A 23,276-nucleotide genomic window follows, 5' to 3' on the forward strand; every position below is an offset into this window, starting at 1 on the left:
CCATCATCGCGTCTAGGTGTTTCTGGTATCAGCGGCTCCAGAATCGCCCATTGTTCGTCTGTTAGTTCTTCTCTTCGCGCCATACGAAGAAGTTAACACGCACGACAAAAAGTTAACAGACCCTATTTATGAAATGAGTTCTAGAAACAGCCCGAGACAGCCAGCAATAAATTCGGAATCGGTTGTGAGCTTATCCAACGCTACCACTCCTGCAACAGAGATAGGTAACGCAAGCAACTTACCACCTATATCGCCAAAAGCATTCGTCAGCTTGGATGCGTACTCGAGCTCAGAATCCACAATCTTTTTACGCACATCGTCGAAAGCAAAATTTTGAATGTACGCTTGAAAGTTAGTCTGATACTTTCGGCGAATTTCAGGCCATTTTTCACATAAGTAGGTCAAGTCGTTCGAGGAACTATCCCCTTCCGCTAACGTATCAGCGATAGCACTACGCATTATCAACTGACGCTCTTGGACATGCAGCTTGTCAGCGCTGTCCTCAGCTACTAGCACTTCAAGCAAGCTGAGACGATTCAATTCAAACTGCAGCGCACTATCTTCGACCTTTATCTCGGCAAGCGCGGTCTTACGCACCTTAGTGGCGTCAGTAGGAAGAATGAATAGAAGTCTATTTACGGTGCTACTTACATCGACTTTGTCATCTGCGAGCTTAGTCAGCAACCTGATGAACTGAACAACCTTTTCAAGCCGAATTATTTCCGCTGGCTTATCTCCGTCTTCAGAAGAATAGTTGAGCCCTGCAATGTAATAATTTTGCGGGAGGACTCCGAAAGAAACCGTCGGAGAATTCTCGAGAAAATCACTGATACTGTGAAATACGCGCCCCCGGTCATTTGTTGGCAGTTGCACTTCAATTCGGAACGTGCCGTCGCCGCGATTAAGTACGTCAACAGTGCCAAACACAGGCCCAAGCCGCTCGCACCGCTCCACTAACTCTTGTGTCGCAGCGGATATCTTGCCATCGTAGACATACGAATATCCCTCCCCCAATTCTGGGCGATTTAGAGCGCGGTAGAGTGCAACGACATCAGCGAACATTTTCAATCGCCGGCCAGTGTATTGCGTAATTTTTGCATCATCTCGTCGTCCAGATTCTGAATGGTTAGCTTCCGACCATTCTCATCGAAATAAAGCTCCGACTGCTGTTGCTGGCCGAGCATTGCCCTATCAAATTTCAGCGAAATTCGTCCGTTATCCAATGTCACCTTACTGTGGCTCTTTACGACACTCTCTTTCACATGAAAAGACTCTGGCACTTTGAATCGTTCGCCATTCAACACCTGTGCAATATCTTGCACATGCTGCGCCAGGTCATGTGGAACGACACGGTCCAACACTCCCTGGACACCTTCCATCGTTACTTGAGCATTTGCGAGAAGCTGTTGTCGCAAATATTCAGTAAGACTCTCTTTCGCTCTTCGCCTATAACCTCTAAGCGCTTCACTTTCCGAGAACACGCTGTCAACGCCGGCATAGAGTCTGTTGGTTGCAGCTCCAGATGAAACTCCCACAGCACAACCGAGCGCACTTCTGAAGTATTCAGACAAGCCGTCGGTCGCTTTGGCAACGAATGATAAATAATCGATAGCCTCGGGCTCGTCCTGATGCCCTGTCGCTTCAATCTCCAGGAACTGGTCCACACAAATCAGAGCAGCCTGATGAAGCTTGGACATGTCAATTTCGGTGACATTTTGAGGTACGAAATCATTATTCAATTGCAAGCCACTGCGTTCCTTAATCATGGCCACAATGAAACGTGGTTGTTCTGCCTCAGTCTCATAGTGGGCGCAAAGAATGTGGCCGCCGGTTGCTGCTTGTTGAAGGCTAGCCATACGAGCAATCTCATCAACCACAACGCCTGAAAGCGTGAGGAACTCAGCTGCTTCCGACTCACCTGCTGCATATCCTGAAAACTGAAGTGGAAATGGCCCTTCTCGATGGTCATGTGCGAAACGGCCCCATACTTGCCGACTTTCGCGCTTTCCAAAGAGATTGACCATCCCCTCTACAAGAGAAAAAACCGCTGGCAGATTGTTATCCAACAACCGCTCTTTCTTTATGGGAAACGCTTCTCGCTGCCCCGCTTCTTTGTTGAAGCCGTGAATGACGCTGTGCTTAAGCTCAATAGCCATGTGAGTTTTCCCCGCCGAGACCCGCGCCGACAAATATGCTCCGCTGCGCTCCCGCCCCGCCTTATTAGGTTTTAGATAGTTGTAATGACCAATTTGATAACTGGTTAAGCTTACAAGTCTATCTCAAGTTGCTAACCGTATAAGCACAGGGTTCAGTTTGGACGAGGGTTGACTTTCTGTATAGTGCCATGAGTAAGTGCTTACCACTGTATATAAAAACAGTATATCTCGTTTTTCAAAAATCAAGGCTTGGAATGCAAAATGGCCGCCTAAGCGACCATTTCGTTGCGGGCATCAACACATCATTCCTCGGCATCAGGCTTGAATTCTGCCCTCATCTTGGCAATCTTTTTTCGCATCACTTCCCACTTCGCTGCTGCATCACGAGATTTAGCCTGGATGCCTTCACGACCTCTGGATAGCCAGGCTCCAAGTACAAGCCCATCAGGGTGGACAGAAACGCCACTGTCGGGTCAAGTTGCTCAACTGCCTTTTTCGCTGCTACTTTCGTTGCCACTAATAATTCCCCCCAAGCAATTTTTCCATTGTGCCAATTTCTCAAGGAGAATATTTACAACAGTCAATTTAATCCAGCGCCGCCTTGATTGAGGACCTTCTGGATGTCACGCATGCGCCATGCTACGCAACGGCGTCCAAGCCGTACAGGCTCAGGATAGCGTCCATCATTAATGCCGGCGTACCAGGTGGAACGGCCAACTGGGATGAGATTAAGAACGGCCGGGAGCCGGAGGAGAGCGTCTTCGTCGTGTTGTGTGCGAGCAGCCATGCGGATTCAAAGTGAGTTACTACCCGCCTCTCAATGTACGCATCTGGGCGGGAAAAGATGATGAGAGAAACTATATAACCACTCCACAATTCGCGCTAGATACCTAAATTTAGCTCCCTTTTACCCGAAAATGAGAAATGTCTCTTATTTTTGGTGCACTTTTTTGAATGTCGGACGGATTTTAGTTGCAGAAAATAAATAGACTTTATTCGCATATAAAACAAGCTTATTTATTACTTTAATGCGTTTATCGATTTCCGAAATTAAAAGCAGCAATACCTGATTCACTCCGGCAACGTCCATATTCGTCCACCCAAATCCGATGCCATTCGCCCTAAAACTGGCAATATTCTGGCAATGGTCGACGCAAAAGAAAAAGGCTTTCAGCGAAAATATCGCTGAAAGCCTTTCAGGTACTGGTGGCCCCCCCGTGAGTCGAACACGGCACCAACGGATTATGAGACTGGGCAGCAACAAATAGACCAGAAAAGAAAGTGCAGTCAATTCAACGACTTGCAGCGGAAGCCATCCCCTAGACCGGCTGCACTTTCGCCTCTATTTTGCCCGATTCAGTCCTAGTTTGGGCAGGTTTTGGTCATAGCGCGCAACACCGAAGCGATGATCTTCTTTACCTCCCGAAACGCCGATGTCAATCTTCGGATGACGACGATAAATTACGGGAGAAAGTGTATGCGAAAAATTTCGCTAGTGATCATCACTGCTGCCGTCGCAGGGTGCGCCACATGGGGTCAGCTTGATGACGGGCTGAAGGGCTTGCTGGGGCAGCCCATTGACGTGGCCATCAACAAGATCGGGTACCCGAACAGCGAGCAAACCATCGCCGGCCGCAAGCTATACCGTTGGGGATCGTCAAGCCAGCAAATGGCATACATGCCGACAACCACCACAACGAATGGCTATGCTGGTGTGGGCAGCGGGTTCACGCCCTATTCCAGCACCACCACGGGTGGCACGTTCGTTCCGCTGAACTACAACTGCCAGATCACCTTGGAAGTGGATGCAAAGCAGATCATCCAGCGCTACCAGGCCGACGGCAACCTGGGGGGCTGCGAGCCTTACATCAAAGCTCTGAAAAAGTGACCATTGGCGGGAATGTCATGACGAAAGTGAAGGTCTACCAGTTCGAACTCTACGACACTGCATCAAATCAATATCTATCAAATCAAGATATCAGCCTGCGGCGCTGGGGAACGCTTGAAGCTATCTCTACTCTTCGAAGCGCCCGCCCTATCTACTCTTCGGAAATCGAGGTAGACGAAAGCGACTTGAAGAGCGATATTGATGGCATGACAGAGCCCGGTTTCAGCCCTCCGACAGAGGGAGAGCTTCTGCGCGAAGCGAAGGAGTAAAGTCACGATGTTTCTCACTGAGGAAGAGCTTTTGGAGCTAACAGGAAAGCAGCGCCCTCGATCTCAACAGAAAGCACTAAATCAAATGGGTATCCCGTTTCGCGTGCGGGCTGACGGCAAGACGTTGGTACACAGGGAAACGATTCTCCAGCTTTTTTCCGTAAAGCAAACTAGCCGCCCAACCAGGGAGTTCACCATGAATCTGGAGAAGGCAAAGTAATTCGGCGGAAAAATCGCGCATCAGGAGCGGCTTAGCGCAGCGAAATCTGGCTCCGTCCGATGTGTTTCGCTGGCAATCAGACTCCCCCCAAACATCCGAGCATCGTGATATTTTCTCCACACCTGCGGAAAGCCACGGATATTCTCTACGTAGGGCCATTCATTTTTCGTGAGCCACCGCCTCATGCAAGCAAGGCTGTTCGGCCGGCAGCCGATGAGGGCCGATAACTCTTGGGCGGAAAGGTAGTCGCTGCCCATTTCTCAATTCGCTAATGGCTGACCGCGCGTCACAAAATGCACCACCTCGGCGCGAACCCACAGCCTATGCTTCGGCCGACTTGTAGGCGCTTCAGGAGGAAATCCTGGAAGCTTGACGATGACATCTCGCGCATGTCGACGCTCACATTTGTGCATCTCTGCAATGTCATCTAGGGTCATCAGCTCATCGCTCATCCTCTGAATCCTTATTCTTTAGCGGATCATATTGATCCGCTTCGGCCTGATGCCCATCGTTCGGCTAGCTTAGCGCTTGGCTCGGACCAGAGCAGCTCGTATAGCTCGGAGCGACTTATACGCTGGCCTGGCATCTGCAAAGCCCTCTAATTTTGCCACAGCCACAGCCATCCTCAGCCCAAGCAATACATGGTACGGCCCGCTGCGCAGGTGGCATCAATACACATGAAATTGCAATTATGACAATATGCGACATATTGTTGGGAGATAAATTATCCTGCTGTAAAGTACGGAGAAGAACTAGATAAAGATTACTTTGGCCGGGGGGCTAAAATTAAAGCACTTTCCTACGAGACGAAAATATACCTTGATAGACGTTCGAGGCTGCGTCGGCCAGCCCGCCGCAAACGCTATCTGCCCAAAATGAACGGCCAGGATGCACAGCTATCTAGTGATGAGGCAGTGGACGATATTTGGGCTGCTCCTTCGACTTTTACACTCGGCATAGAACCAGAGCGGTCGGAGTTTCTCAAAGCGATGAGTCTATTAAGACACAAGGTCGGAAAACTTGCTGAGAATATAACTCTTGATTTCTCGCATACAGAAAAGCTGTATGCCGATGGCATGTTACTCTTTTGGGCAGAACTAAAACGCCTTATCAAACACGTCCAAGGCAAGGTTGATATTTCGCTAGTTCTGCCCAATAACAGAAAAGTGGCCCAAGTTCTGAAGCAGATTGGAATTCTGGATCTGCTAGGGGTTAAGGCGAACGTTATCCCGGAGGATCATGATGTGATCAACTGGCGTGCTGCCACGGGAAATCTCGTGCAAGGTGACCAATACGAGGTCATTCTCAAAGAATACGATGGCGAAATCGCTGAGTATCTTCAGGACAACTTGTATACTGGGATCACTGAGGCGATGACAAACGTGAGTAACCACGCATATGACCTCCCGCGTGAAGATGGGCTCGGAATTTGCCACCAGAAGACCTGGTGGATGTTTTCCCATCAGAAAGACGGTTATCTATCGGTAGCGTTTTGCGATCTAGGAGCCGGCATTCCTCGGACACTTCCTGTAAAAAGGAAGAGCGTGTGGAACAGAATTATGCGGAAAGGTATTAAGTACGATTCAGACATCATTAAATTTGCCGTAAAAGATAGTGTGTCGCGCACCAGAAAGAAACATCGAGGCAAAGGACTCCGGCAAATTATGGACGTGATACGTGGCCTCCCTGATGCTGAAGCCGTCGTTTATAGCAATAAGGGAAGGTACGGAACGAGCTGGGGTGGCCGTCCTCACCAGCGAGACTATCGTGATAGCATTCTGGGAACTTTAATATTTTGGAAAATTCCCTTGCCCCGCAAGGAGGATGTATGAATAAAACCATCAAAATCGCACAGGAATTTTCCCGTTATCCAGCGGGAAGGTTCCAGAAAGATGGCCCGTATAGCGGTGAGCTCTTTCGTCAGAAATTTCTAGAGCCAGCTCTCAGTGGGGAAAAAACGTCCAAAATTATTATCGAGATGGACGGCGCACGAGGTTATGGATCGTCTTTTTTGGAAGAAGCATTTGGTGGACTAGTTCGCAGAGGTTTTGAAAAAGAGCAACTGAAGAATAGGTTGGAAATTCATGCAACAAACTCAAGTTTGAAGCTTGAAATACTGGACTATATCGACAAAGCGCTCCCTGTTCCTAATTGATTGCCACACAAGACAAGTAATGGACAAGTCGTTCTGGGATGCGATTCCGTGGATCGTTGCGATAATCGGTTGGGCTTGTACTCATTTGTTTAGCGAAGCTAGGGAACGTCGGAAAGAAACTCGTTCCCAGCTCGATAAGGCATATGAACAATTACAAAAATTAGAGCAAGAGAGTAGGACGTTTCATTGCTCGACAAGCTTCGATGACTCTAAATCGGTAGAGCTAATATCTAAAGTCTCCACGCTCGAAAGGACTTTTAGACGCATCAGATTGGTCGATCAGACGACCCTAGATCCGCTTATCGTAGAGCTTCGAAGGAGTATAACTTTAGACAACTTCGAAAAGTCCAGCTTCCACTCCCAGCCAGCGTCCAGCCGCATTCTGATGGATATTTCTTTCGCAGCGCAACAGATCGAAGAATGCTTGGAGACCAAATACGCTGCCAAGTACCCAAATAGTTTTCCGTATTTTGACCTCTCATGACGGAGTTGCCTGCTACTTAGACGCCTTCGGCTGCCAGCCGCACAGCCGCTGCCCGGTCATGTTGTGAGCCAGGATCTGGTCGACAGTGCCCTGGCTCAGCTTGTCGGCCTTGTCGATGAAGATGGGACGGGTCCAGTTGCAGCCATTATCCACGATGGCCGGGCCGCCAGCCACCGGATTAGTTACGCGTCCAGTCATCTCGCAGCCGCTGCTCACGATCAGCAGCAGGCATAGCAGCAATTTCGTTTTCCACATTTCCGCGTTCTCCTGTGGCCTGAGCCGCCTTCTGGGCGGCCGCAGCGTTTCGGTCGGCAACCTCTTGCTTCGTTTCCGCAACTTCTTGCGCGGCCTCGGCTTTGGTGGCCTTGGCCTGCTGGCGCATGAACAGGCCGGCGACGATACCGACCAGGCCGGCCAGCCATGGGCCGATCTTCAGCAGCAGCGCAATCATTGGACCTCCCGGATTTCAATGGTGATCGGCTCGGTGGTCAGGCGAAGTTTGGTGAATAGGCGGTCGAACGCTACCTTGCTCTGGCCCAGCCAGTCCGGCGCTGGTGCATCGCCCACCAGAATGCAGCCGTCGGTGTCCTCGGCCTTGTTGCCGGGATGGATGCGGATACCTTCGAAGCCAGGCACATTCAGCAGCAGCGGCAGCACGCGCTTGAACCGAGGCGACTGCGTGAGCAGCACCTGATAGGTGCCAGCCGGGATAGCCGTCTGGCCGTAGACCTTCACGCCCCGTGCGCGCACGACGTCTTCCAGGGTGTAGCACTCGAACTGGCCATCGATGAAGAGCTTGCCCGCCGTGCTCTTCTTGGTGCTGGGCTCACGCTGCAGGAGGAGTTTCATTGTCCTGTCCTTTCTCAGCCGGCTCCGGCTGCTTGAGGTAGGCGGCGCCGCAGATGCACACCAGGATGAGACCTGCCACCGCCTGAGCCACCCAGATAGGCAACGTGCTGCCCAGGCCGGCCGAGGTGAGTGCGGCCCAGCCCGCCATGACAGCGGCGCCGATCTTGGCCAGGCGCACGCTCCACCGGCGATGAATCACGCCCTTGTCGTCTACCAGTCGAATCTTCATTTGGTCCACTTTCCCAGGCTCTGCGGCGGCTGAATCCGCACGGCCTTCTCCAGGTTCTCGATACGGATATCCTGCCGAGCATCGTTGAGCCTGACCTCGGATACGGCGGTGAGCTGGGCGGCCTTGAACGCCTCATCACGCTGATCGCGCGCCACCATCTGGGCCTTCATCTCGCGCTGCGTCTCCAGTAGCGCATTGATGGTGCTGGCCTGCTGGGATGCCATCCAGACCAAGGTAACCAGGCCACCCACTATCGTGACGCCCAGCGGCGCCAGCCATGCCAGTGCCAGCTTCGTGTCGATGACTTTGGTATCGCTCATTCGCTGCCTTCCGCCGGTGCCACCCAGTAGCCGCCGTCAGCATCGTGGCCATCGAACTGCCAGTCGTCATAGGTCGGGCGGTCCGGGTTGGGCGACCAGGTGTAAGTAGCCTCCGGACGGCGCGGCACCGCCATGTCCTTCCAGTGCATGTGGTCGCCTTCGTAGTACATACCGCGTGGCGGAAATTCTTGCGCTCCGAAAGCAATGTAATAGCCAGACATACGATCCCCCTTATTTCTGAATGCCCCAGCGGCGTTTGACGCGGATGCGATAACTCCAGTTGGCCTGGGTGAAGCCAACAAAACCGGCTGTGGACTTGTTCTGGGTGCTCAAGCCGCCGGCCGTACCAACTGCGAACCCGAGCGCTGAGCGCGTGCGCCAGAATGAAATCGGGGCTTGGTTCGCCTGGCCGATGTTGGTAACGATGTCCCCGACCGAATAGCCGATGTCAGCGGTTTCGCATCGTGCTTCCAGCAAGATGTCAACGTCAGCGCTTCTGACCGCGTTCGATCGCAACAGAACGGTTGACCCAGCAGGAAGTGGCGCCACGAACAATGGCACGTCTTCACCGCTGTAGGCGCGCAGGCGGATGCTGGTGACGGCGCTGCCGCTGGTATCGACCTCGGCTACGATCAGGCGATTGACCTGGCTCGCCGTGGCGCCGTTGCCCAGGTACATCTTCATGCCGACGGTATCGAAGGTATGCTGGTTGTTCGTCACTGGAATGGCGCCGCCCGGTTGGTCGACATCAGCCACCGCGACAAAGCCCGCCGTGCGTGCGACGGTATCCACCCAGATGTAATTTGTGGAACTTGCTGCGAGGTTCGGCACAGGGATATCGGCAGAGGCGAGCCAGTTCAGGTTTTCTGGCGAGCCGTCCGACCGGTTGCCATTCGCCACTGAGAACAGCGTGGCCGCAGTACCGCACTTGAGCGTCACGCCAGTGGCAAGCGTATTGCCGATCTGGCTCTGCGGAATCAGATCGGGCTGCGCAGGCTGGCCGGATGCGGGCGCGGTCATCGGCCCATACTGCACAGCCTGGCGCACCTTGATCGTCGCGCGCGGCACAGCATCGGCCAAGGCATCGGCAACGAATTTGGTGTTGGCCCCTTTGGTGGACGAGTCGCCCAGCGAGGCATTCGGCAGCAGGGGCGATTGGCCGAAGGTCTTCACGCCGGTGATGGTCTCGGCGCCCGCGATGTGCACGATATTGGACGGATCGACCGATGCGGCGGCCGCTTCAGCAGCTGCCGCCGCTTCCTGTGCAGCAATGACATTCTGCGCATCGGTGGTGCTGGTGGTCAGGTTGCCAGCTGCATCGAAGCCGATGAGCGTATTGGCGCGCTGTGCTGCTGATAGCTGCAGGGTCTGATCACCGGCAGTATCGAACGGCAGTTTGACGGACGATTTGATGGACTGCTCCATCTGCTGCAGCGCCAGCCAGGGCCGGTCGAAATCCTTGTTCACGACATCAGCAGGGAATTCCCCATTTTGCTGATAGTCAGTGCTGCGCTCGAATACGATATTCGAGCGCAAGAGAACCTTTTCACCGCCGACCATGGCGGAAGTGAAGGCGACATCACCGCCATCATCGTCGCCAATGCCCGAAATCGAATAATCAATGCCAAGTGTCTTGGTCACACCGTCCACGCTGACCAGTAGATCGCTGTCGCGCAGCACCTTGAATTGATAGGCAAACAGCGTGGCGCCAGGCGCTGCGGTGTAGGTGTTGAAGGGAGTTTGAATGCTGACAGTCACGGCGGCCTCATGGTCTGGCGCGCCGCTGCCGGCGCTCAGGGTTCGAGCGTCACCTCATAGACGCCCGTGGATTGGCGCCAATCTTCACGCCTATCCGGGGTCGGTTTCCCGACTAATTTATTAATTCGCACCGGGGCCTGCTCCACTGCGCCCGCGCCGCTGTCCAGGAAGTCGTCCGGCTGCTCCTTCACCTCTGGCTTCCAATCCTTCATCTGGTCCCACAGCGGGCCGTTGAGGACATCGATATGCGCCCAGAGCACGCCAGACTTCATCGGGCCTTCCAGTGCGCCAAGGATTCGCTCGTTCTTGTTGGTGCCCTCTTGGATCTCGGTCACGCCCACGGCAAGCCCTCGCTGCTTCAGGGCTCGCTGCAGCAGCTTTCCGGCGAAGCTGCCCACGCCGTTGGTTTCCACATAGACATGCAGGATGTTTGCCTTGGCGATGATGTCGCAGGCCTGCAGCACCTGGCCTGACTCGATGACGGTATTGCGGGAATCGTTGAACACAGCAAAGTCACCAGTCAATTCCTGGCAAACATGCCAATAGTGATTGCCCAGGCTATCGTCGTAGACCACCGAGAAGGCCGAGGCATCGCTCTTCTTCTTGCCCAGTGACGGGTCCCAGTAAGCCCTTCCGCTGACGACGTGCGTCTTGCCCAGCATCATGCGTACCGCCCGGTTCGCATGCTCCAAGCGCGGCTGCACGTCGTAGGCCTTGATCAGCTCCGGATCAAGGCGGCTCTCATTGATCGGCTTGGCTTCCAGCATATATTGGCTGTCCCAGTAGTTGATCGTCCGTGTCTTCTTCCGGCGGCGCTCCACGTCGTCCCGGGTGAAACGCTCCGGCCAGGCGCAATGCGCATAGATATCCAGCAGCTTGCCGGGCGGCTTGGTGAAGATGATGTCCTGCCCGTCAACCGAATAATCCTGGTCCTGCACCAGCAGGCGGGCATGCTTATGAATGCCGACGAACACGTAGAGACCGTCGTCACCGGGCTTGAACGGGAAGCGGTAGCGCAGGCGTGAACCGGTATCCTCGTACCGGATGGCCGATTCAAACAGGGGGATTTTCAGCGATGCCGCGCCGTTCTCAATCAGCTCGGGATAGATGGAATTGTGCGTGTGCGGCGTGCCGATGTAGGTTTCCTGGCCGCCGGGCACCAAAATGAAGGTGGCTTCCTGGATCTTGTCGCGCAGGTTCTCGCGGGCCTCTGCCGTCTTGATGTTCTTGGGCACCTCGACGTCGTCATAGTCGATGCTCTTGGCGCGGGCAGAGGTCACGTTCTGATTTACGCCCGTCGCAGTCATGCTAGCGTTTCGGGCATCTTCCGAGTCTTTCACCCAGAACATCTGGGCCCCAGGCTTGGTCGGCAGCATGCCACCACACAATGGGTGCCGACGCAGTACATTGATGGTGTCGCGCGTCAGCTTCGTGGCCAGCTTGCCATCGGCTGCCCAGATCAGCGATACCCAAGTGCGGTCGCGGTACAGCTGCCACGCCTTGTATACCGCGAAGATGGACGACTTGGCCGCGCCACGGAAGACCTGCAGCACGCGCACAGGGTCGTCCGTGAACTCCAGCCAGTGGCAAACCCGGACGTGTAGCGTCGGAACCTTCCATTTCATCACCTTGGCCCACAGCAAGAAGAAGGCTAGGAAGCTGATTGGCTTATTGTCCATGTACCTTCTTGCTAGACGTCTTTCTCACAGTGATCTGGATCTTCTCCAGCATCTTTTGCGCCTCCTTTTCGGCAGATGCTATGTCGCCATCGAGACTAGCATCTTCCTTTCCATCGGGGTCGACAACATCATTCCCAACTGAAGGCGGCTTGATCACTCCAAGCAGATTTGCAGTCTTCATCATCACGGTCAGGGTGGCTGCCGCATTCTTTTTGCACCAGTAGCGATCCCCGCGCGTCTGCTGATCCATGGCCGCCACCTCCATGCCAGCGCCTGGCCACTTGTCGGGATCGGCCTCCTGAATGAAGGCATCGGTCAGTTTCTCGGTGAGCTCCTGCAGTCGCAGGTATTGGTCTTGCCGCATTATCGTCCTCCGATCATCGAAAAGTCAGGCGCACGGTCCGGCGCGCCGGTACCAGGCTTCCACCAATAATCCTGACCCCAGTCCTTGTGCGCGCGCTGCTGCATGCGTGACAGGTAGCCTGGCGACAGATTCTCTTGCAGGGCATGCAGCCCAGCATGATCCAGCGCAGCCTTTGCGTACCAGAGATTAACGTATGGCATGTGATATCTGGCTAACGTCAGGGCCTCCGCACCAGCGTGCGTCTCCTTGCCGGCCGCTGCCTTGTCGATGTTCCCCTTAATGACTTTCAGGCTCAGGTCTGCGGCTGCACCAATGGTCGGGCCGGCCAGGCCGCTGATGGTCTTGGAGGCGTACTGACCAGCCTCCTCGGTGGAATCGGCCAGCAGGATATCGCCCATGATCGAGAGGACGCCGCCCTGCGCAATGGCCTTGACCCAAAACTTGGCGGTGGTCATGTCAGCAGGATCTTTCCCGGAGACGATCTGCTTGGTCTGGTAAGCAATAGCGCCCAACACGCCGAGCGATGCAAAGAGCGCGCCGGCATAGGCCACCCGGTTGGCGGCAACAGGGGCGCCCTCCAGGCCCTGGGGCGTCTCCATCATGCGCCGCCAGTGGCGCGAGACCATGGCGATTGGGAAGGACTTGAACTGCATGACCGACCTGGCCAGCTCGCCGCGCATCGTCCCACGCTGTTCCCCGCCGCCACTGGACAGCGTGCGGGTGGCCAGATCAGGGTTGAGCACTGCAAATTCCGACTCGTCCGTGATCATGCCCAGTACCTTGGCCACCACCTGGTCGGCCTCGGGCGACCCGCTGGCGCGGATTGCCTCAGGCGTCAGGAACTCGGCGCCGCGGTGCGTGGTGAGCTGGGCCTGCTGGATCACCGCCCAGTCGGCATCCGTGATGCCCTTGCTGGTCATGCGCCAGCGGTCATACTCGGATAGCTTGGCCCAGTCAGTTTTGCTCAGCTTGGCCAGGCCGTTCATCATGGTCATGGAGAAGCTGCGGCGCAGGGTATCGGTCCAGGCATTCATGAGCGAAAGCTTCATGGTGCTGTTGGCGATGCGACCGGACCAGTTGTTTTTGATGTTGTCGCCGCTCCAGCGATTCAGATCAGAAACCATGGTCTCCGCGATGATGCCGTGCATGGTCAGGAAGTCGCGGGTCTCGCTGCTGGCCTGCGCTGCGATGTTCTTCAGCGCATCCCAATAGGAAAGCTTGTTGAAGCCCGTGGTCACGAAGTGCGTGCCCAGGTCGGTGATGCTGGTGAGCACGGCGCCCTGCAACTTGCCGAAGGTCTGGATGTTGCGCAGGTCCTGGCCGATCTGGGCGATGTTGCCATTTTCAGCCATGCCGGTCTTGCCGCTGACCACATCCCAATAGCTCTGTGGTTTCAGGCCGAAAGAGCGCTTGATGCCATTGTCAGCCTTCTCGGCCATGTCGAACTGCAGGCGCATCTGCTGCTCAGGGTTAGGGCCGTAGCGCTCCACCAGCCCGATATCGCGCGACATTCCGCCCACGTGCCCGAGCATCGCATCGTACATGCTGCCGCCGCCGTACTGGCTCAGGTAGGTGAGATAGGCATCGGCGTCGCGGAAGTGGATCTGCCGACTTTCTGCACCCGAGTTGGCGCGGGAGCCGGACCCTTTGAATTTCCCCGGCTCAATCTTGTTGATGCCGCCGCTGGCCAGCGTTTCCCACGCGCGAGACAGCAGCGCGGTGACCTGAGCATCGTTCATCAGACTGCCGTCCTCCAGAACATACTGGCGGCGATCGAGCAGCGGCATCGTCTTCTGCACCCAGTCTGCCTGAGCGGCGGTATCGCCCTTCCCGCGCACGCGGCCTTGGTCATGCGGCTGCGGCAGGTAGCCATAATCCAGCTTGCCGACATCACCGCCGGCGGCGTTGAAGCGCTGGCGCATGCTCTCAATAGCATCCAGCCAGGCCCGCGCGCCCTGCTGCGCCAGCTTGTTGCCGGTGGTGCCAGCGGCATTGCCGAAGATTTCTCGGGCCAGGTCACGGCTCATGGTGGGATTCTCGGCATCGAACAGCAGCATGAGGCCCTGACGCCCGATGCCGGCCCCGTCCTTGCTGGTCGCGGCTTCCATCAGATCAACCAGCCGGGCCATGTTCTCGCGCTTGATGCCTTCGATATACAGGCTGGTTTGGTCGAGCTCCTGAACCAGGGCACGGCTGCGGCCGGTGGCATACGTGGCCATCAGGTCGCCCACGCGCGTCTCCATGGCGGCCGTGTGCAGGATCTGCAGCTGGGCGCGCTGCACCTTGAGCGCAGCGGCGGCTTGGATGTCCTGCATGCCGGCAGCGGCAGCCTCCAGCACCCGCTGGTCGGCTGACTTGGCAGCCCAGCCGCTGGGGTCCTGCCGCGCCAGCCGGCGCATGTTGGCGCTCATCGCGTCGTCAATCTTCTGGATTTCGCTGTCGGTCAATGCGCGGCCGGCGGCCTGCTGTACTGCTTGTCTGCATTTCGGGTGCATGGTTTCCTCTTATCAAGAATTGCGCAGGAAGCATTCGGCTGCCACCTGGAGTAGGCCGGCGTCCTTAGCCTCGGCGGCGGCCTCTTCCTTGACCTTGGCCAGCGCCTCGGCCAGCGGCAGCGGTGCATCCATCCCTTCCAGCTGCACCACCATGTCGGGAGAAAGGCGGGCAATCTCGGCGGTCTGGCTATCGAGCACGGCGGCGGCTGTACCGGCCTGGCCGCCAGATGTTCCGGTTTCTGCGGTGGATGTTCCACCCGGAGCCCTTTCTGTTGCAGTTTTCGGGGCTGGTGGTGCAGCTTCTGGGGCTTTTGTTGCAGCAGATGCACCAGGCTCGGCGGTGCCAGATTTGGCACCTTTCGCCGGCGGCTCGGCCAGTGCCTGCTGCACGGCCAATGCCCCACGCTTCGGGGTCGGCGCGTCAATAGCTGCCCGCTGTTGGCGCACCTGCGCAATCTGTTGATCGAGCTGCGCAATCTGCTCATTCGCCCGAGTTGCCAGGGCATTGCGGTCGATTTGCTGCTGCAGGGAGTCGATGCGCTGATTGATTTCGGCGGCCCGGCCATTGAGTTCCTTGGTGGCCGTGGCCAGGGCTTGCTTGTAGCTGCCGCCCTCGGCCTGTATCTCTTTGGCGCGGGCACGCAGCGCAGCGTCATTGGTAGCCGGAATGGACTGCTGCAGGCTGGTGATTTCGTCGCGCATGGCGCGGATGGCACCGGGCTCGGCCACATTGCCAGCGTCCTCCAGCAGCGTTGCACGCACAGCTTCCATCCTGGTGCCGAAGTCATCCAGCATGCGCGCCTGGGCCAGATTGTCCAAGTTCAGGGTATCGCTGACCGCCACCCGCTCGCCCGCGCCCAATTGGTCCGCCGCGCGGCTGAAGGCGGCGAGGTGCTGCTCGGCGCCTGCGATATCGGCCTGATCCTTCAGATTCCAGGAATTGACGGTCTCGCGAATCAAGTTGACGCGTGCGGCGGCCACGGCTTCAGGATCTGCTGCGGCTGCCCGGCCCGCCTCGGTTCCCTGGCGCTCGGCAATGAACTTGTCCGTGCGTTCCAGATAGGCGCGTGTCTCGGCGGCTGGCGGCACCTTCCCGGCCTGCACAGCCTTGCCCGCCAGGGTGCCGCCGTTATAGTGCGCCAGCGCGGCCCGCCAGTCGCCGCCGTACTGCTTGCCCAGGTCGGCCAGATACGCGGCACCGGCGTCGATCGAGGCCACCGGGTCGCGCACGTTGCCCTTGCCGTACTGCTGCCAGGTGGCATCCATGAACTGCATGATGCCCTTGGCGCCCACCGGCGAGGTGGCAGCGCTGCTGCTGGAGCGCTCGCCTGCATTCTTCGCCGCGAGCAGCACCTCGGGCGGCACGCCTACACGCTGGGCAGCGGTCACGGCATAGGCATCCAGTCGAGCATCGTCATAGCGCAGGGCCTGGCGCTCGTTCATGCCCATCTGCACCAGCTCGCGGGAAGCAGCTGCATCCATCGGCGCGGCCACCGGCCGGGCATTGCGCATGCCGCGCGAGGCATAGGCACCGAAGCCTGCAGGTATCAGGGTGGCGACGGCCAGGCCTACCGGGTCGAACGGGTCATACTGCTCCGCGATCTTGTCATACCCGGCGTTCTGGAGGATGGCACGGCTGGCCGCCTGCTGGGCGATGAATGTACCCGGACCACCGGCCGCCACCAAGCCTACCGTCTGGCCGATAGTCTTTCCGGCCACCGGCAGAGCAGTAGCAGCTGCCGCCGCACCGCCGGCAGCAATGGCCGCCTTCGTCCGCGTTTCGAAGTCCACGCCCAGCTCCTGCAGGCGCTGGGCCTCCACGAATGCCTCATCGGTACCGGTGAAGACTGCCCCCGGGATTGGAGTGCCCAGCACTGAATAGGCCACTGCCTTGACGCCGAAGCGGCCCAAGCCAAAGAGGATGTTCTCTGCTGCATTGCTGGTGGTGGGATCCGGCATCATGGTGCGCGCAGTCGCCCGCAGACCAGTGCCGCTCTGGCTGGTGAAGGCGGCGCCAGACTGAACATCCTCGCGGGCCTTCTGGCCTTCGGCACCCGCCACGCGCTGCTGCATGTCACTGTCGAAGAGCATGGCCGGATCGGCCTGCACGCCATAGCCAGCCTGTACAGCACCGAAGGCGCCGAGCATATCGGAGCCGAATGCGGCAGACTCGGTGGCGCCGGTGGCCACACCCTTGGGCAGCGACTTGGTGGTATTCCACAGGCTCAGGCCAAAGGACGGGCGCACTGGCGGCTCTGCTACTGGGCGCGCGACTCGGTCATCAAGAACCTTGTCGGTGCCGTCTTGGAACATGTTCTCAATCATGGGGCGATCCTGATGGTGATGCGCTGGCCCTGGCTGTTCGTCACCAGCGTGCCGCCGGCCTTGACGTTGTATCGGCCCTGGCCAGCGCTGATGAGGGCGGCATTCGGGAGCTGCTTGACGAAATCGGCAACGGGGATGGATTGAGTACCGACATAGACCTTATCTGTGGTCTGGGCGGCGATATCCGCTGGCGTGATGGCCTTCAGGCGCTTGTCGAAATCTCCTTCCTCCATCCCCCGCGGCAACGGTACCTTTACCCCGTTGCGCTCTACGATACTGCCCACGGTCAGGCGCAGGGCCCGTGCTGGATCGGAACTACCGCCGCCAGCAACGATGCCGGCATTGATCAGGTATGCAGAGTCGATCACCTGCTGGCGCACCTCCTGATTCGGGAAGGCATCGCCCACCAGATTGGCGATGCTGCCGCGCCATCCGGTTTCCTTTGCCGTATCCATCATGATGGCCTTGTCCTTGATCGCCCTGTCGCCGCGCAGCAGCAGCTCGCTGCTGTATCGACCCTCCGTGGTACGTTCGCCCGCCAGCATCATGGCCAGGCCCAGCGTGTTGTCCTTGTCGTGCATCTGCTTGGCCAGGGCGGCCAGGCGGTCGCTGTCCGGAACAATCGTCCCGATGCTGGCCAGCGCACTGGATTGCTGGTCCGGCAGCAGCATGCGGACCACGCGGGCAATCTGCTCGGCCTCCTGTGGCTGAAGCGGTGAGACCTTGCGGCCAGCGGCAATCTCTACCTGTCCGATCTGCTGCATGCGCTGCGTAAGTACCTGCTGCGCATCCTGGATGCTGTTCATCTGGATGGTCGGCGCATCCTTGATCACACCGCGTTCCTGGGCGGCCTGCCAGGGGTTGTCCGCATAGGCCTTTTCGCTGGACGACAGGATGCTCTTGAACTGCTCGGTAACCTTTTGGTCTTGCGGCGTCACACCGATGGACGGATCAGACCCTGCCGCATTCATGCGCTCCACCGTGGCGCGCATCTGGGGTAGTGGCAGCGCGGCGAAGCCGGCCACCTTGCCTTGCGACTTCACCAGCTCTTGCATCTGGGAGGCCATCTTGGTGCCGGCCGTCGCGGCAGCGCCCTCGGCGATAGCCTCTGTGGAGAGATACCGCCCCTTTGCCACCAGATCGAACATGCTGTTGTAGACGTCAACGGCGTGGTTCTCGCGCGCATCCTGCTCGCGCTGCGCACGGTCTGCTTCGCGCTGGGTGGCGGCGTCGATGCCGTTGAGGTAGCCGTATGCCTTGGTCACCAGGGCGGTGCGCTTGTTGGGGTCGATCACCTCGCCGTCCGGCCCCTGGATCTTGTCTAGTGCAGCCTGCACCAGGGACTTATCACCCGTCTGCACAGCGCCTTCCAGCGTGGCGTTGGCGAAGTTGAAAGACGCACTTTCCTTGAATCCCTGCTTGGCCTTGGCGATCTGAATTGAGTTCCAGCCGGCTTTCGGCCCCATGGTCTCGGCCAGCGCGTCGTACTGCGCAATGGCAGTGGGCAGGTCGCGCATGGCCTGGCGCTGCAAGGACTCGCCCGTATCAAGGATCTGCGCGCCGATGTCCGATTCGGTCTTCTTGATGGCCACGCTCTGCAAATTGCGGGTGAGGCTGCCCACGGCGGTCGTGATGTGGGAATCAATCGTTTCCTGCTGGAATGGATTCAGGCCATCCGTGCGCGCCTTGCGGGCATCGGCCGCACGCGCATTGAAGGCGTCGAGCGCGTTCTCCGGCTTGATGACGCCGCCGGCCACATCCCGCGCAATGGAATCGTGGATATCGTGAAGATCGTTGTTCAGGTTGGCCAGCGAGGAAACAGCCTGCATGCGCTGCTTCTGCTCATCGATCGCCTGGAAGGTGGTCGCCAGTTGCTGGCCCGCCTGCGCTACATTGGCCAGCCCCTGATTCGCCGCCTGCTGTGGGACAACCTGGGCGGCTTGCTGCGGCTGGGCGATAGCGTTGCCGAAATTGCCGAGTTGGATTTGCATGCTGCCCCCTTATCCGCCAATGCGCAGAGCGCTGGACGGAGCGGAAATGCCAGTGCCGAGGCTGCTAGAAACGCCGCTCGGATTCGTCGTCCAGCCCTTCCCGATCCGTGCCGCGCTGCTCAGTACAGTGGCCCCGGCGGTGAGATACCCTCCCGTCAGCGCATCACCTGCAGCGCTGCTGTAGGACGCCGCAGTGTCGTTGAGCGAGTTGGCCCGACGGCTACCGGTGAGCAATGCAGTCTGCGCATCGTTCTCGGCGTTCAGGTCGATGGTGTCATTGATCTTGACGGCAGTGCCCTCGCCCACGGCCACGCCCGACCCGGCGAGCTGGGCGCGCGCGGCGGACTGCTGCTGGGCAGCCGCCTTGCGGATCTTCTCGGCTTGGGCCACAGCAGCGTCCTTTTCATAGGCGGCCTGGTTGGACTGCTGCTGAGCCTGCGCCTTCAGCTGGCGAGACTGGGCTTGGCCGGACTGAATGGCGGAGTATGCGCCGACTGCCGCGGTAGCGGCCAGGGCAACAGTGGTTGCGGAAATTCCTCCGGACATAGGTCACTCTCCTGTGATGATGGTGGTGTTGAATTCGGGCTCGCGGTGCGACATCAACATGTCGGTGTCGTCGGTGAATTCGGCCTCGGCCTCTTCAACCGTTCTGGCCTGTGTGGGGAAGCACATCACCACGGTGGTGTCGGCGTGCGCGATAAATGCCTGCTTGCGGCCGGCGCTGGCCGGCATGACCGCCGTGCCACGGATACGGACCACATCGCCGGGGCCTCGGAAGACCTCCACATCGCCGCTGATGGTGAGCATGGTGGCGATCTTGATCAACGCGCCGGTCAGCACCACTTCAGCCGGGATAGTGATCATGCGGGTGTAGAGGCCGGCATGCAGGATGTGCACGGTGCGAATTGGAACCTGTGGGAGCGCGAGGGTATGCCGCTCAATCTCTGTCACGGCAGCGATGGCCTGCGGCGACATGGCAGGGATACCGTCCTGGCGGGCGCGGATGTTGTTCATGCCAGTCCCTTGAAGAAGACGTGCGAGGCATCGTGATAGCCCATGCCGGGCAGCACCTGCGCCAACTGACCGCCGTTCGGCGCGCTGACCATGATGCCGACTGCACCAGCGTCCCGCGCCAGGCATTCCGCCGCGCGCAACAGCCGTAGACCAGCGCCAGTACTGCGGTGAGCGGTCGCCACGAAGAAGGATTCGCTCACTGCAACGCGGCGGCCGAAGTGCGGCAGAACCGGAGTCAGCACAAGCATGAAGCCCACCAGTTGGCCGTTTTCCAGGCGCGCGGACAGAGCATGCAGCATGCCGGCCGTCTCCATGGCCAGGTAGGTATCGAACTGCGGATTGACCGGACCGATACCTTCATTGCCGGATTCCGCACCGTATTCGGCCAGCAAGGCCGGCAACTCCGGTGCTGCAACGATGTCAGCGATAGCGCAGCGCTTGATCTCAATTCCCAAAATATGCCTCCAGTCCTACCGCGCAGCGGGTGAAGCCGAAGCCCTCGTACAGCTTCGCGACACGTTCATCATCAACACCGGTAGACGCACCGGCATATGCCCAGGACGCGCCCTGCAGGCGAGCCCACTCCTTGAAGCTATTCACCAGGCGCGCGGCGGCCAGGCTGCCGCGATGTTCGGGGAGCATGTAGAAGCTGACTTCTTCGGCCACCAGGTCGGTGGCGCACCAGGCACGCTGCACCACGGCGGCAATGGCCCCGATGGCCTGGCCGTCACGCTCAGCGATCAGCACCAGGCCCTGCGGCGACTCAATCAGCCCGATGAGCATGGTCTCTACCTGGTGCTCGGAATACTTCAGCCGGCGCCAGCGCGGGCTTTCCGCGTGCATCGCACGGCCCATGGCCAGCAGCACACCCATGTCTCCGATGGTGGCGGGCCTGATCATGGATTCACCGTGAATTTGCGGATGACGGACAGGACATGGAACGGCAGCGGCTCGGACTGCTCCAGCACGATGGGCGAATCACCGTTGTGCCAGTCCGTGATGCCCACGTAATCCAGGCCGGAATAGACTTGCAGCTCCTGATCCAGCAACTCCGATCCGAATGCACGCTGTGTCAGCCTCTGCCCGTTGATCGTGCCGCCGATGCTTTCGTGCAGCAGCACGCTCACCTTGCTGGTGTTCATCTTGTTGGCCTGGGCAGTGCCGGCGCCGGTCTGGATCTCGGGGCGCAGCGGGATGATGCGGGCGGTGTACGGCAGGCCAATCTGGACGGCCTTAGCGCTGCGCGGCAGGGTGATCTTGCCGCCGGCCACCGTGAAGGTGCCGGCAAAGGTGCCGTCGGCACGCACATGCACCTGCTTACCCTCCAGGTGGTCCAAGCCAGTCCATTCGGTCATTCCGGTGGCATCCGCGCCAGTGATCGCGCTATCGGTCAGCAGCGAGTCATCGAAGCGTTCGATGTAGCGGTAGTCCACGCCACCGATGGTGCGCTTGACGCTCACCCACACCTCATCGATGCCACCATTGGGGATGCAGGCCACTGATTCGTAGATGCCATCCGTGGACTGCGGCGACCAGGCCGTGACGCCCTCTTCCCGGTCGATAGTCAGCACGGCCAGTTTGCCATCAGCGCGCACGCACCACAGGCGGCCGTCAGGCTCTTGCTGGTATGCCATGTCAACGATGCCGGGGCTGGTGATGTGCTCGGCCAGCGTGGTGACGTTGGGCGAAGGGAAGCTGTCCGAGGTGTACGAGTAGGACATCGCCCTGACCTTCTTGCCGGTGCGCGTCACGTAGAACAGTTCCTCGCCCACCTGCAGCGGCTTGACCGAGTTGCAGCCGTAGCGTGTGCGCGGCTTCAGCTGGGGGTTGGTGGGCGTCAGCGGCTTCTCCACGCCACCGGTGGCCGTATATTCGCCGCCATAGGTCAGCATGATGAGCACACTGACCGACGACATACGGGTGATCGGATTGATCTTGCCGGTCGATGGCAGCGTGAACGCATAGGCATCATCATCATCGGTGCCCATGGTGAAATCGAAGAATGCGCCAGTCTTGCTGCCCCACAGTGTTTGCGGGTAGCCGGTGGAGCCGGCCACATTGAGCCGCTGCTCGTAGAACTCACCGGTACGCGGGTAGCCATCGAATTCATTCCAGGCTGGCCCGAGCAGCTTCCACGCGCCTGGCGGCGCACCCACCGCAGAGTCCAGCTCTTGAATGATCTTGCAGACGATGGCCTGAGCGTTCGTGACGCCATCGATTTCCAACAGACCGCCGTTGATTTCGATGAACTTGCCCACGTCATTGGCCCGGAAGGTGTCCACTGCGGAGGTGACGTTGATGCCGATGCCGACTGGGCTCTTGTCACCTGGAACGATGGTCGTTTGCGGCGAGTCGTCCAGCACCCACTGATTGGCCGCGATGACCGTGCTGCTGAACTCGGACGTGATCTTTATGGTGACCTGCGTACCGGAGTTCACAGCCGTGATCAGGCCAGCGCCGCCCTCGAAGGTAATGCGCCGGCCAGCATCGCCAGCGATGAATGAGGCGATTGTGGAAGTCGCGGTGCGTCCCGTGCCAATGGTGGTCGCGCTCAGGGTCAGCGTGCCGTTGTAGCGATGACCCACCTCATCAAATGGCAGCGTGGTGAACGGCGCTGCCCCAATCGACCAAGCGCCGCCCGACAGTCGGCGCAGCGTCTGCGGGTACACCGACTGATGAAAAAGCAGCATCGTGTCGGCGCCCTGCGTGAAGTCCATATCCCGCAGCATGTCTTCGCTGTAGGGGGTGACCAGCTCATAAGGCACACCGCCGTTCATCACCTGGCCGCCGCCCTGGTTGTAGATCCGTAGATACAGGTGGCCGAACTCCAGAATGTAGGCCTGGGTGGTGCTGAAGACGAACGGCACCAGGCGCACGAAGCGGCCCAGTGTCTTGGCCGTGGCCTGGTAGCCGCTGGCATACCGGCGGTATGCGCCGCCATGGATCGTGACAAAGCAGTTTTCCAGCGAGGCAGCACCGTTCTGGTACCGGGCAATGTCGACACGCCCATAGCAGCGGGGCGTAATCTCGCCGGAGGTGAAATTGGTCTGATTGAGGTCTACGCGGGGCATTTCGACTCC

Annotated in this window: 26 protein-coding genes; 5 read left to right on the forward strand and 21 right to left on the reverse strand. The window is 58.5% G+C overall.

Annotated elements, in window-relative coordinates; translation table 11 throughout:
- Positions 1-126 precede the first annotated feature (126 nt).
- The 3 genes from HWE01_RS10225 to HWE01_RS10235 form a co-directional block, all read right to left on the reverse strand.
- Positions 127-1,062 carry a hypothetical protein gene (locus HWE01_RS10225; protein ID WP_241821740.1) on the reverse strand — a complete coding sequence of 312 codons (936 nt, stop codon included), beginning with the start codon at positions 1,060-1,062 and terminating at the stop codon, positions 127-129.
- 2 nt (positions 1,063-1,064) lie between these two features.
- Positions 1,065-2,156, reverse strand: coding sequence for a nucleoid-associated protein (locus HWE01_RS10230; RefSeq protein ID WP_241821741.1), 1,092 nt, complete (start codon positions 2,154-2,156; stop codon positions 1,065-1,067).
- Between the two features lie 580 nt (positions 2,157-2,736).
- Positions 2,737-2,943: a helix-turn-helix transcriptional regulator gene (locus HWE01_RS10235; RefSeq protein WP_241821742.1), complete on the reverse strand. Its 207-nt coding sequence runs from the start codon at positions 2,941-2,943 to the stop codon at positions 2,737-2,739.
- Positions 2,944-3,633: 690 nt separating this feature from the next.
- Between HWE01_RS10235 and HWE01_RS10240 the strand changes: the two genes are divergently transcribed.
- The 3 genes from HWE01_RS10240 to HWE01_RS22965 are packed head-to-tail and all read left to right on the forward strand — an operon-like array spanning position 3,634 to position 4,533.
- Positions 3,634-4,044 carry a hypothetical protein gene (locus HWE01_RS10240; protein ID WP_241821743.1) on the forward strand — a complete coding sequence of 137 codons (411 nt, stop codon included), beginning with the start codon at positions 3,634-3,636 and terminating at the stop codon, positions 4,042-4,044.
- 17 nt (positions 4,045-4,061) lie between these two features.
- Positions 4,062-4,313 carry a hypothetical protein gene (locus HWE01_RS10245; protein ID WP_241821744.1) on the forward strand — a complete coding sequence of 84 codons (252 nt, stop codon included), beginning with the start codon at positions 4,062-4,064 and terminating at the stop codon, positions 4,311-4,313.
- Between the two features lie 7 nt (positions 4,314-4,320).
- Positions 4,321-4,533: a DUF4224 domain-containing protein gene (locus tag HWE01_RS22965; RefSeq protein WP_502798432.1), complete on the forward strand. Its 213-nt coding sequence runs from the start codon at positions 4,321-4,323 to the stop codon at positions 4,531-4,533.
- Between the two features lie 20 nt (positions 4,534-4,553).
- Here HWE01_RS22965 and HWE01_RS22970 read toward each other — a convergent pair whose 3' ends face one another.
- Complete coding sequence (locus tag HWE01_RS22970) at positions 4,554-4,790, reverse strand: DUF4224 domain-containing protein (RefSeq protein WP_502798433.1); 237 nt, start codon at positions 4,788-4,790, stop codon at positions 4,554-4,556.
- Between the two features lie 618 nt (positions 4,791-5,408).
- Between HWE01_RS22970 and HWE01_RS10250 the strand changes: the two genes are divergently transcribed.
- A complete protein-coding gene (locus HWE01_RS10250; protein ID WP_241821745.1) occupies positions 5,409-6,365 on the forward strand; it encodes a hypothetical protein in 957 nt (318 codons plus the stop codon).
- A complete protein-coding gene (locus HWE01_RS10255; RefSeq protein ID WP_241821746.1) occupies positions 6,362-6,688 on the forward strand; it encodes an STAS-like domain-containing protein in 327 nt (108 codons plus the stop codon). Before HWE01_RS10250 ends, HWE01_RS10255 begins: the two co-directional genes overlap by 4 nt.
- A gap of 496 nt (positions 6,689-7,184) precedes the next feature.
- On the opposite strand, the gene HWE01_RS10260 is transcribed toward HWE01_RS10255, so the two are convergent.
- Genes HWE01_RS10260 through HWE01_RS10340 form a run of 17 tightly spaced genes read right to left on the reverse strand, consistent with a single transcriptional unit; the run spans position 7,185 to position 23,267 of the window.
- Complete coding sequence (locus HWE01_RS10260) at positions 7,185-7,370, reverse strand: hypothetical protein (RefSeq protein WP_241821747.1); 186 nt, start codon at positions 7,368-7,370, stop codon at positions 7,185-7,187.
- Complete coding sequence (locus HWE01_RS10265) at positions 7,351-7,623, reverse strand: hypothetical protein (protein ID WP_241821748.1); 273 nt, start codon at positions 7,621-7,623, stop codon at positions 7,351-7,353. Before HWE01_RS10265 ends, HWE01_RS10260 begins: the two co-directional genes overlap by 20 nt.
- Positions 7,620-8,021 (reverse strand): DUF5675 family protein, encoded by a 402-nt coding sequence (locus HWE01_RS10270; RefSeq protein WP_241821749.1) that lies wholly within the window; start codon positions 8,019-8,021, stop codon positions 7,620-7,622. Before HWE01_RS10270 ends, HWE01_RS10265 begins: the two co-directional genes overlap by 4 nt.
- The gene (locus HWE01_RS10275) at positions 7,999-8,250 is read right to left on the reverse strand and encodes a DUF7940 domain-containing protein (RefSeq protein ID WP_241821750.1); all 252 of its coding nucleotides are present in this window, start codon (positions 8,248-8,250) and stop codon (positions 7,999-8,001) included. Before HWE01_RS10275 ends, HWE01_RS10270 begins: the two co-directional genes overlap by 23 nt.
- Positions 8,247-8,570: a hypothetical protein gene (locus HWE01_RS10280; RefSeq protein ID WP_241821751.1), complete on the reverse strand. Its 324-nt coding sequence runs from the start codon at positions 8,568-8,570 to the stop codon at positions 8,247-8,249. The genes HWE01_RS10275 and HWE01_RS10280 overlap by 4 nt, the downstream gene beginning before the upstream one ends.
- Positions 8,567-8,791 carry a hypothetical protein gene (locus HWE01_RS10285; protein ID WP_241821752.1) on the reverse strand — a complete coding sequence of 75 codons (225 nt, stop codon included), beginning with the start codon at positions 8,789-8,791 and terminating at the stop codon, positions 8,567-8,569. The genes HWE01_RS10280 and HWE01_RS10285 overlap by 4 nt, the downstream gene beginning before the upstream one ends.
- A 10-nt stretch (positions 8,792-8,801) precedes the next feature.
- Positions 8,802-10,328 (reverse strand): hypothetical protein, encoded by a 1,527-nt coding sequence (locus HWE01_RS10290; protein WP_241821753.1) that lies wholly within the window; start codon positions 10,326-10,328, stop codon positions 8,802-8,804.
- Between the two features lie 35 nt (positions 10,329-10,363).
- Positions 10,364-12,007 (reverse strand): phage terminase large subunit, encoded by a 1,644-nt coding sequence (gene terL / locus HWE01_RS10295; protein WP_241821754.1) that lies wholly within the window; start codon positions 12,005-12,007, stop codon positions 10,364-10,366.
- On the reverse strand, positions 11,997-12,371 hold the full coding sequence (locus HWE01_RS10300) for a hypothetical protein (protein WP_241821755.1): 375 nt from the start codon (positions 12,369-12,371) through the stop codon (positions 11,997-11,999). Before HWE01_RS10300 ends, terL begins: the two co-directional genes overlap by 11 nt.
- On the reverse strand, positions 12,371-14,866 hold the full coding sequence (locus HWE01_RS10305; protein WP_241821756.1) for a hypothetical protein: 2,496 nt from the start codon (positions 14,864-14,866) through the stop codon (positions 12,371-12,373). The genes HWE01_RS10300 and HWE01_RS10305 overlap by 1 nt, the downstream gene beginning before the upstream one ends.
- 12 nt (positions 14,867-14,878) lie before the next feature.
- Positions 14,879-17,191, reverse strand: coding sequence for a lytic transglycosylase domain-containing protein (locus HWE01_RS10310; RefSeq protein ID WP_241821757.1), 2,313 nt, complete (start codon positions 17,189-17,191; stop codon positions 14,879-14,881).
- Entirely contained in the window at positions 17,188-19,182 is a 1,995-nt protein-coding gene (locus HWE01_RS10315) for a hypothetical protein (protein ID WP_241821758.1), read from the reverse strand. Before HWE01_RS10315 ends, HWE01_RS10310 begins: the two co-directional genes overlap by 4 nt.
- 9 nt (positions 19,183-19,191) lie before the next feature.
- Positions 19,192-19,728, reverse strand: coding sequence for a hypothetical protein (locus HWE01_RS10320; protein ID WP_241821759.1), 537 nt, complete (start codon positions 19,726-19,728; stop codon positions 19,192-19,194).
- Between the two features lie 3 nt (positions 19,729-19,731).
- Positions 19,732-20,196: a hypothetical protein gene (locus HWE01_RS10325; RefSeq protein ID WP_241821760.1), complete on the reverse strand. Its 465-nt coding sequence runs from the start codon at positions 20,194-20,196 to the stop codon at positions 19,732-19,734.
- Positions 20,193-20,651, reverse strand: a complete 459-nt coding sequence (locus tag HWE01_RS10330) for a GNAT family N-acetyltransferase (protein ID WP_241821761.1) — start codon at positions 20,649-20,651, stop codon at positions 20,193-20,195. Before HWE01_RS10330 ends, HWE01_RS10325 begins: the two co-directional genes overlap by 4 nt.
- Entirely contained in the window at positions 20,641-21,096 is a 456-nt protein-coding gene (locus HWE01_RS10335) for a GNAT family N-acetyltransferase (RefSeq protein ID WP_241821762.1), read from the reverse strand. The genes HWE01_RS10330 and HWE01_RS10335 overlap by 11 nt, the downstream gene beginning before the upstream one ends.
- On the reverse strand, positions 21,093-23,267 hold the full coding sequence (locus tag HWE01_RS10340) for a phage tail protein (protein WP_241821763.1): 2,175 nt from the start codon (positions 23,265-23,267) through the stop codon (positions 21,093-21,095). The genes HWE01_RS10335 and HWE01_RS10340 overlap by 4 nt, the downstream gene beginning before the upstream one ends.
- Positions 23,268-23,276 lie beyond the last annotated feature (9 nt).

The organism is Herbaspirillum sp. C7C8 (assembly GCF_022627875.1).
Lineage (GTDB): Bacteria > Pseudomonadota > Gammaproteobacteria > Burkholderiales > Burkholderiaceae_D > Herbaspirillum.

Bases quoted from the DNA above. Each gene is read 5' to 3' on its own strand.
- HWE01_RS10225 (WP_241821740.1), bottom strand. From the start codon at position 1,062: ATGTTCGCTGATGTCGTTGCACTCTACCGCGCTCTAAATCGCCCAGAA.
- HWE01_RS10230 (WP_241821741.1), bottom strand. From the start codon at position 2,156: ATGGCTATTGAGCTTAAGCACAGCGTCATTCACGGCTTCAACAAAGAA.
- HWE01_RS10235 (WP_241821742.1), bottom strand. From the start codon at position 2,943: ATGGCTGCTCGCACACAACACGACGAAGACGCTCTCCTCCGGCTCCCG.
- HWE01_RS10240 (WP_241821743.1), top strand. From the start codon at position 3,634: ATGCGAAAAATTTCGCTAGTGATCATCACTGCTGCCGTCGCAGGGTGC.
- HWE01_RS10245 (WP_241821744.1), top strand. From the start codon at position 4,062: ATGACGAAAGTGAAGGTCTACCAGTTCGAACTCTACGACACTGCATCA.
- HWE01_RS22965 (WP_502798432.1), top strand. From the start codon at position 4,321: ATGTTTCTCACTGAGGAAGAGCTTTTGGAGCTAACAGGAAAGCAGCGC.
- HWE01_RS22970 (WP_502798433.1), bottom strand. From the start codon at position 4,790: ATGGGCAGCGACTACCTTTCCGCCCAAGAGTTATCGGCCCTCATCGGC.
- HWE01_RS10250 (WP_241821745.1), top strand. From the start codon at position 5,409: ATGAACGGCCAGGATGCACAGCTATCTAGTGATGAGGCAGTGGACGAT.
- HWE01_RS10255 (WP_241821746.1), top strand. From the start codon at position 6,362: ATGAATAAAACCATCAAAATCGCACAGGAATTTTCCCGTTATCCAGCG.
- HWE01_RS10260 (WP_241821747.1), bottom strand. From the start codon at position 7,370: ATGACTGGACGCGTAACTAATCCGGTGGCTGGCGGCCCGGCCATCGTG.
- HWE01_RS10265 (WP_241821748.1), bottom strand. From the start codon at position 7,623: ATGATTGCGCTGCTGCTGAAGATCGGCCCATGGCTGGCCGGCCTGGTC.
- HWE01_RS10270 (WP_241821749.1), bottom strand. From the start codon at position 8,021: ATGAAACTCCTCCTGCAGCGTGAGCCCAGCACCAAGAAGAGCACGGCG.
- HWE01_RS10275 (WP_241821750.1), bottom strand. From the start codon at position 8,250: ATGAAGATTCGACTGGTAGACGACAAGGGCGTGATTCATCGCCGGTGG.
- HWE01_RS10280 (WP_241821751.1), bottom strand. From the start codon at position 8,570: ATGAGCGATACCAAAGTCATCGACACGAAGCTGGCACTGGCATGGCTG.
- HWE01_RS10285 (WP_241821752.1), bottom strand. From the start codon at position 8,791: ATGTCTGGCTATTACATTGCTTTCGGAGCGCAAGAATTTCCGCCACGC.
- terL (WP_241821754.1), bottom strand. From the start codon at position 12,007: ATGGACAATAAGCCAATCAGCTTCCTAGCCTTCTTCTTGCTGTGGGCC.
- HWE01_RS10300 (WP_241821755.1), bottom strand. From the start codon at position 12,371: ATGCGGCAAGACCAATACCTGCGACTGCAGGAGCTCACCGAGAAACTG.
- HWE01_RS10305 (WP_241821756.1), bottom strand. From the start codon at position 14,866: ATGCACCCGAAATGCAGACAAGCAGTACAGCAGGCCGCCGGCCGCGCA.
- HWE01_RS10310 (WP_241821757.1), bottom strand. From the start codon at position 17,191: ATGATTGAGAACATGTTCCAAGACGGCACCGACAAGGTTCTTGATGAC.
- HWE01_RS10315 (WP_241821758.1), bottom strand. From the start codon at position 19,182: ATGCAAATCCAACTCGGCAATTTCGGCAACGCTATCGCCCAGCCGCAG.
- HWE01_RS10320 (WP_241821759.1), bottom strand. From the start codon at position 19,728: ATGTCCGGAGGAATTTCCGCAACCACTGTTGCCCTGGCCGCTACCGCG.
- HWE01_RS10325 (WP_241821760.1), bottom strand. From the start codon at position 20,196: ATGAACAACATCCGCGCCCGCCAGGACGGTATCCCTGCCATGTCGCCG.
- HWE01_RS10335 (WP_241821762.1), bottom strand. From the start codon at position 21,096: ATGATCAGGCCCGCCACCATCGGAGACATGGGTGTGCTGCTGGCCATG.
- HWE01_RS10340 (WP_241821763.1), bottom strand. From the start codon at position 23,267: ATGCCCCGCGTAGACCTCAATCAGACCAATTTCACCTCCGGCGAGATT.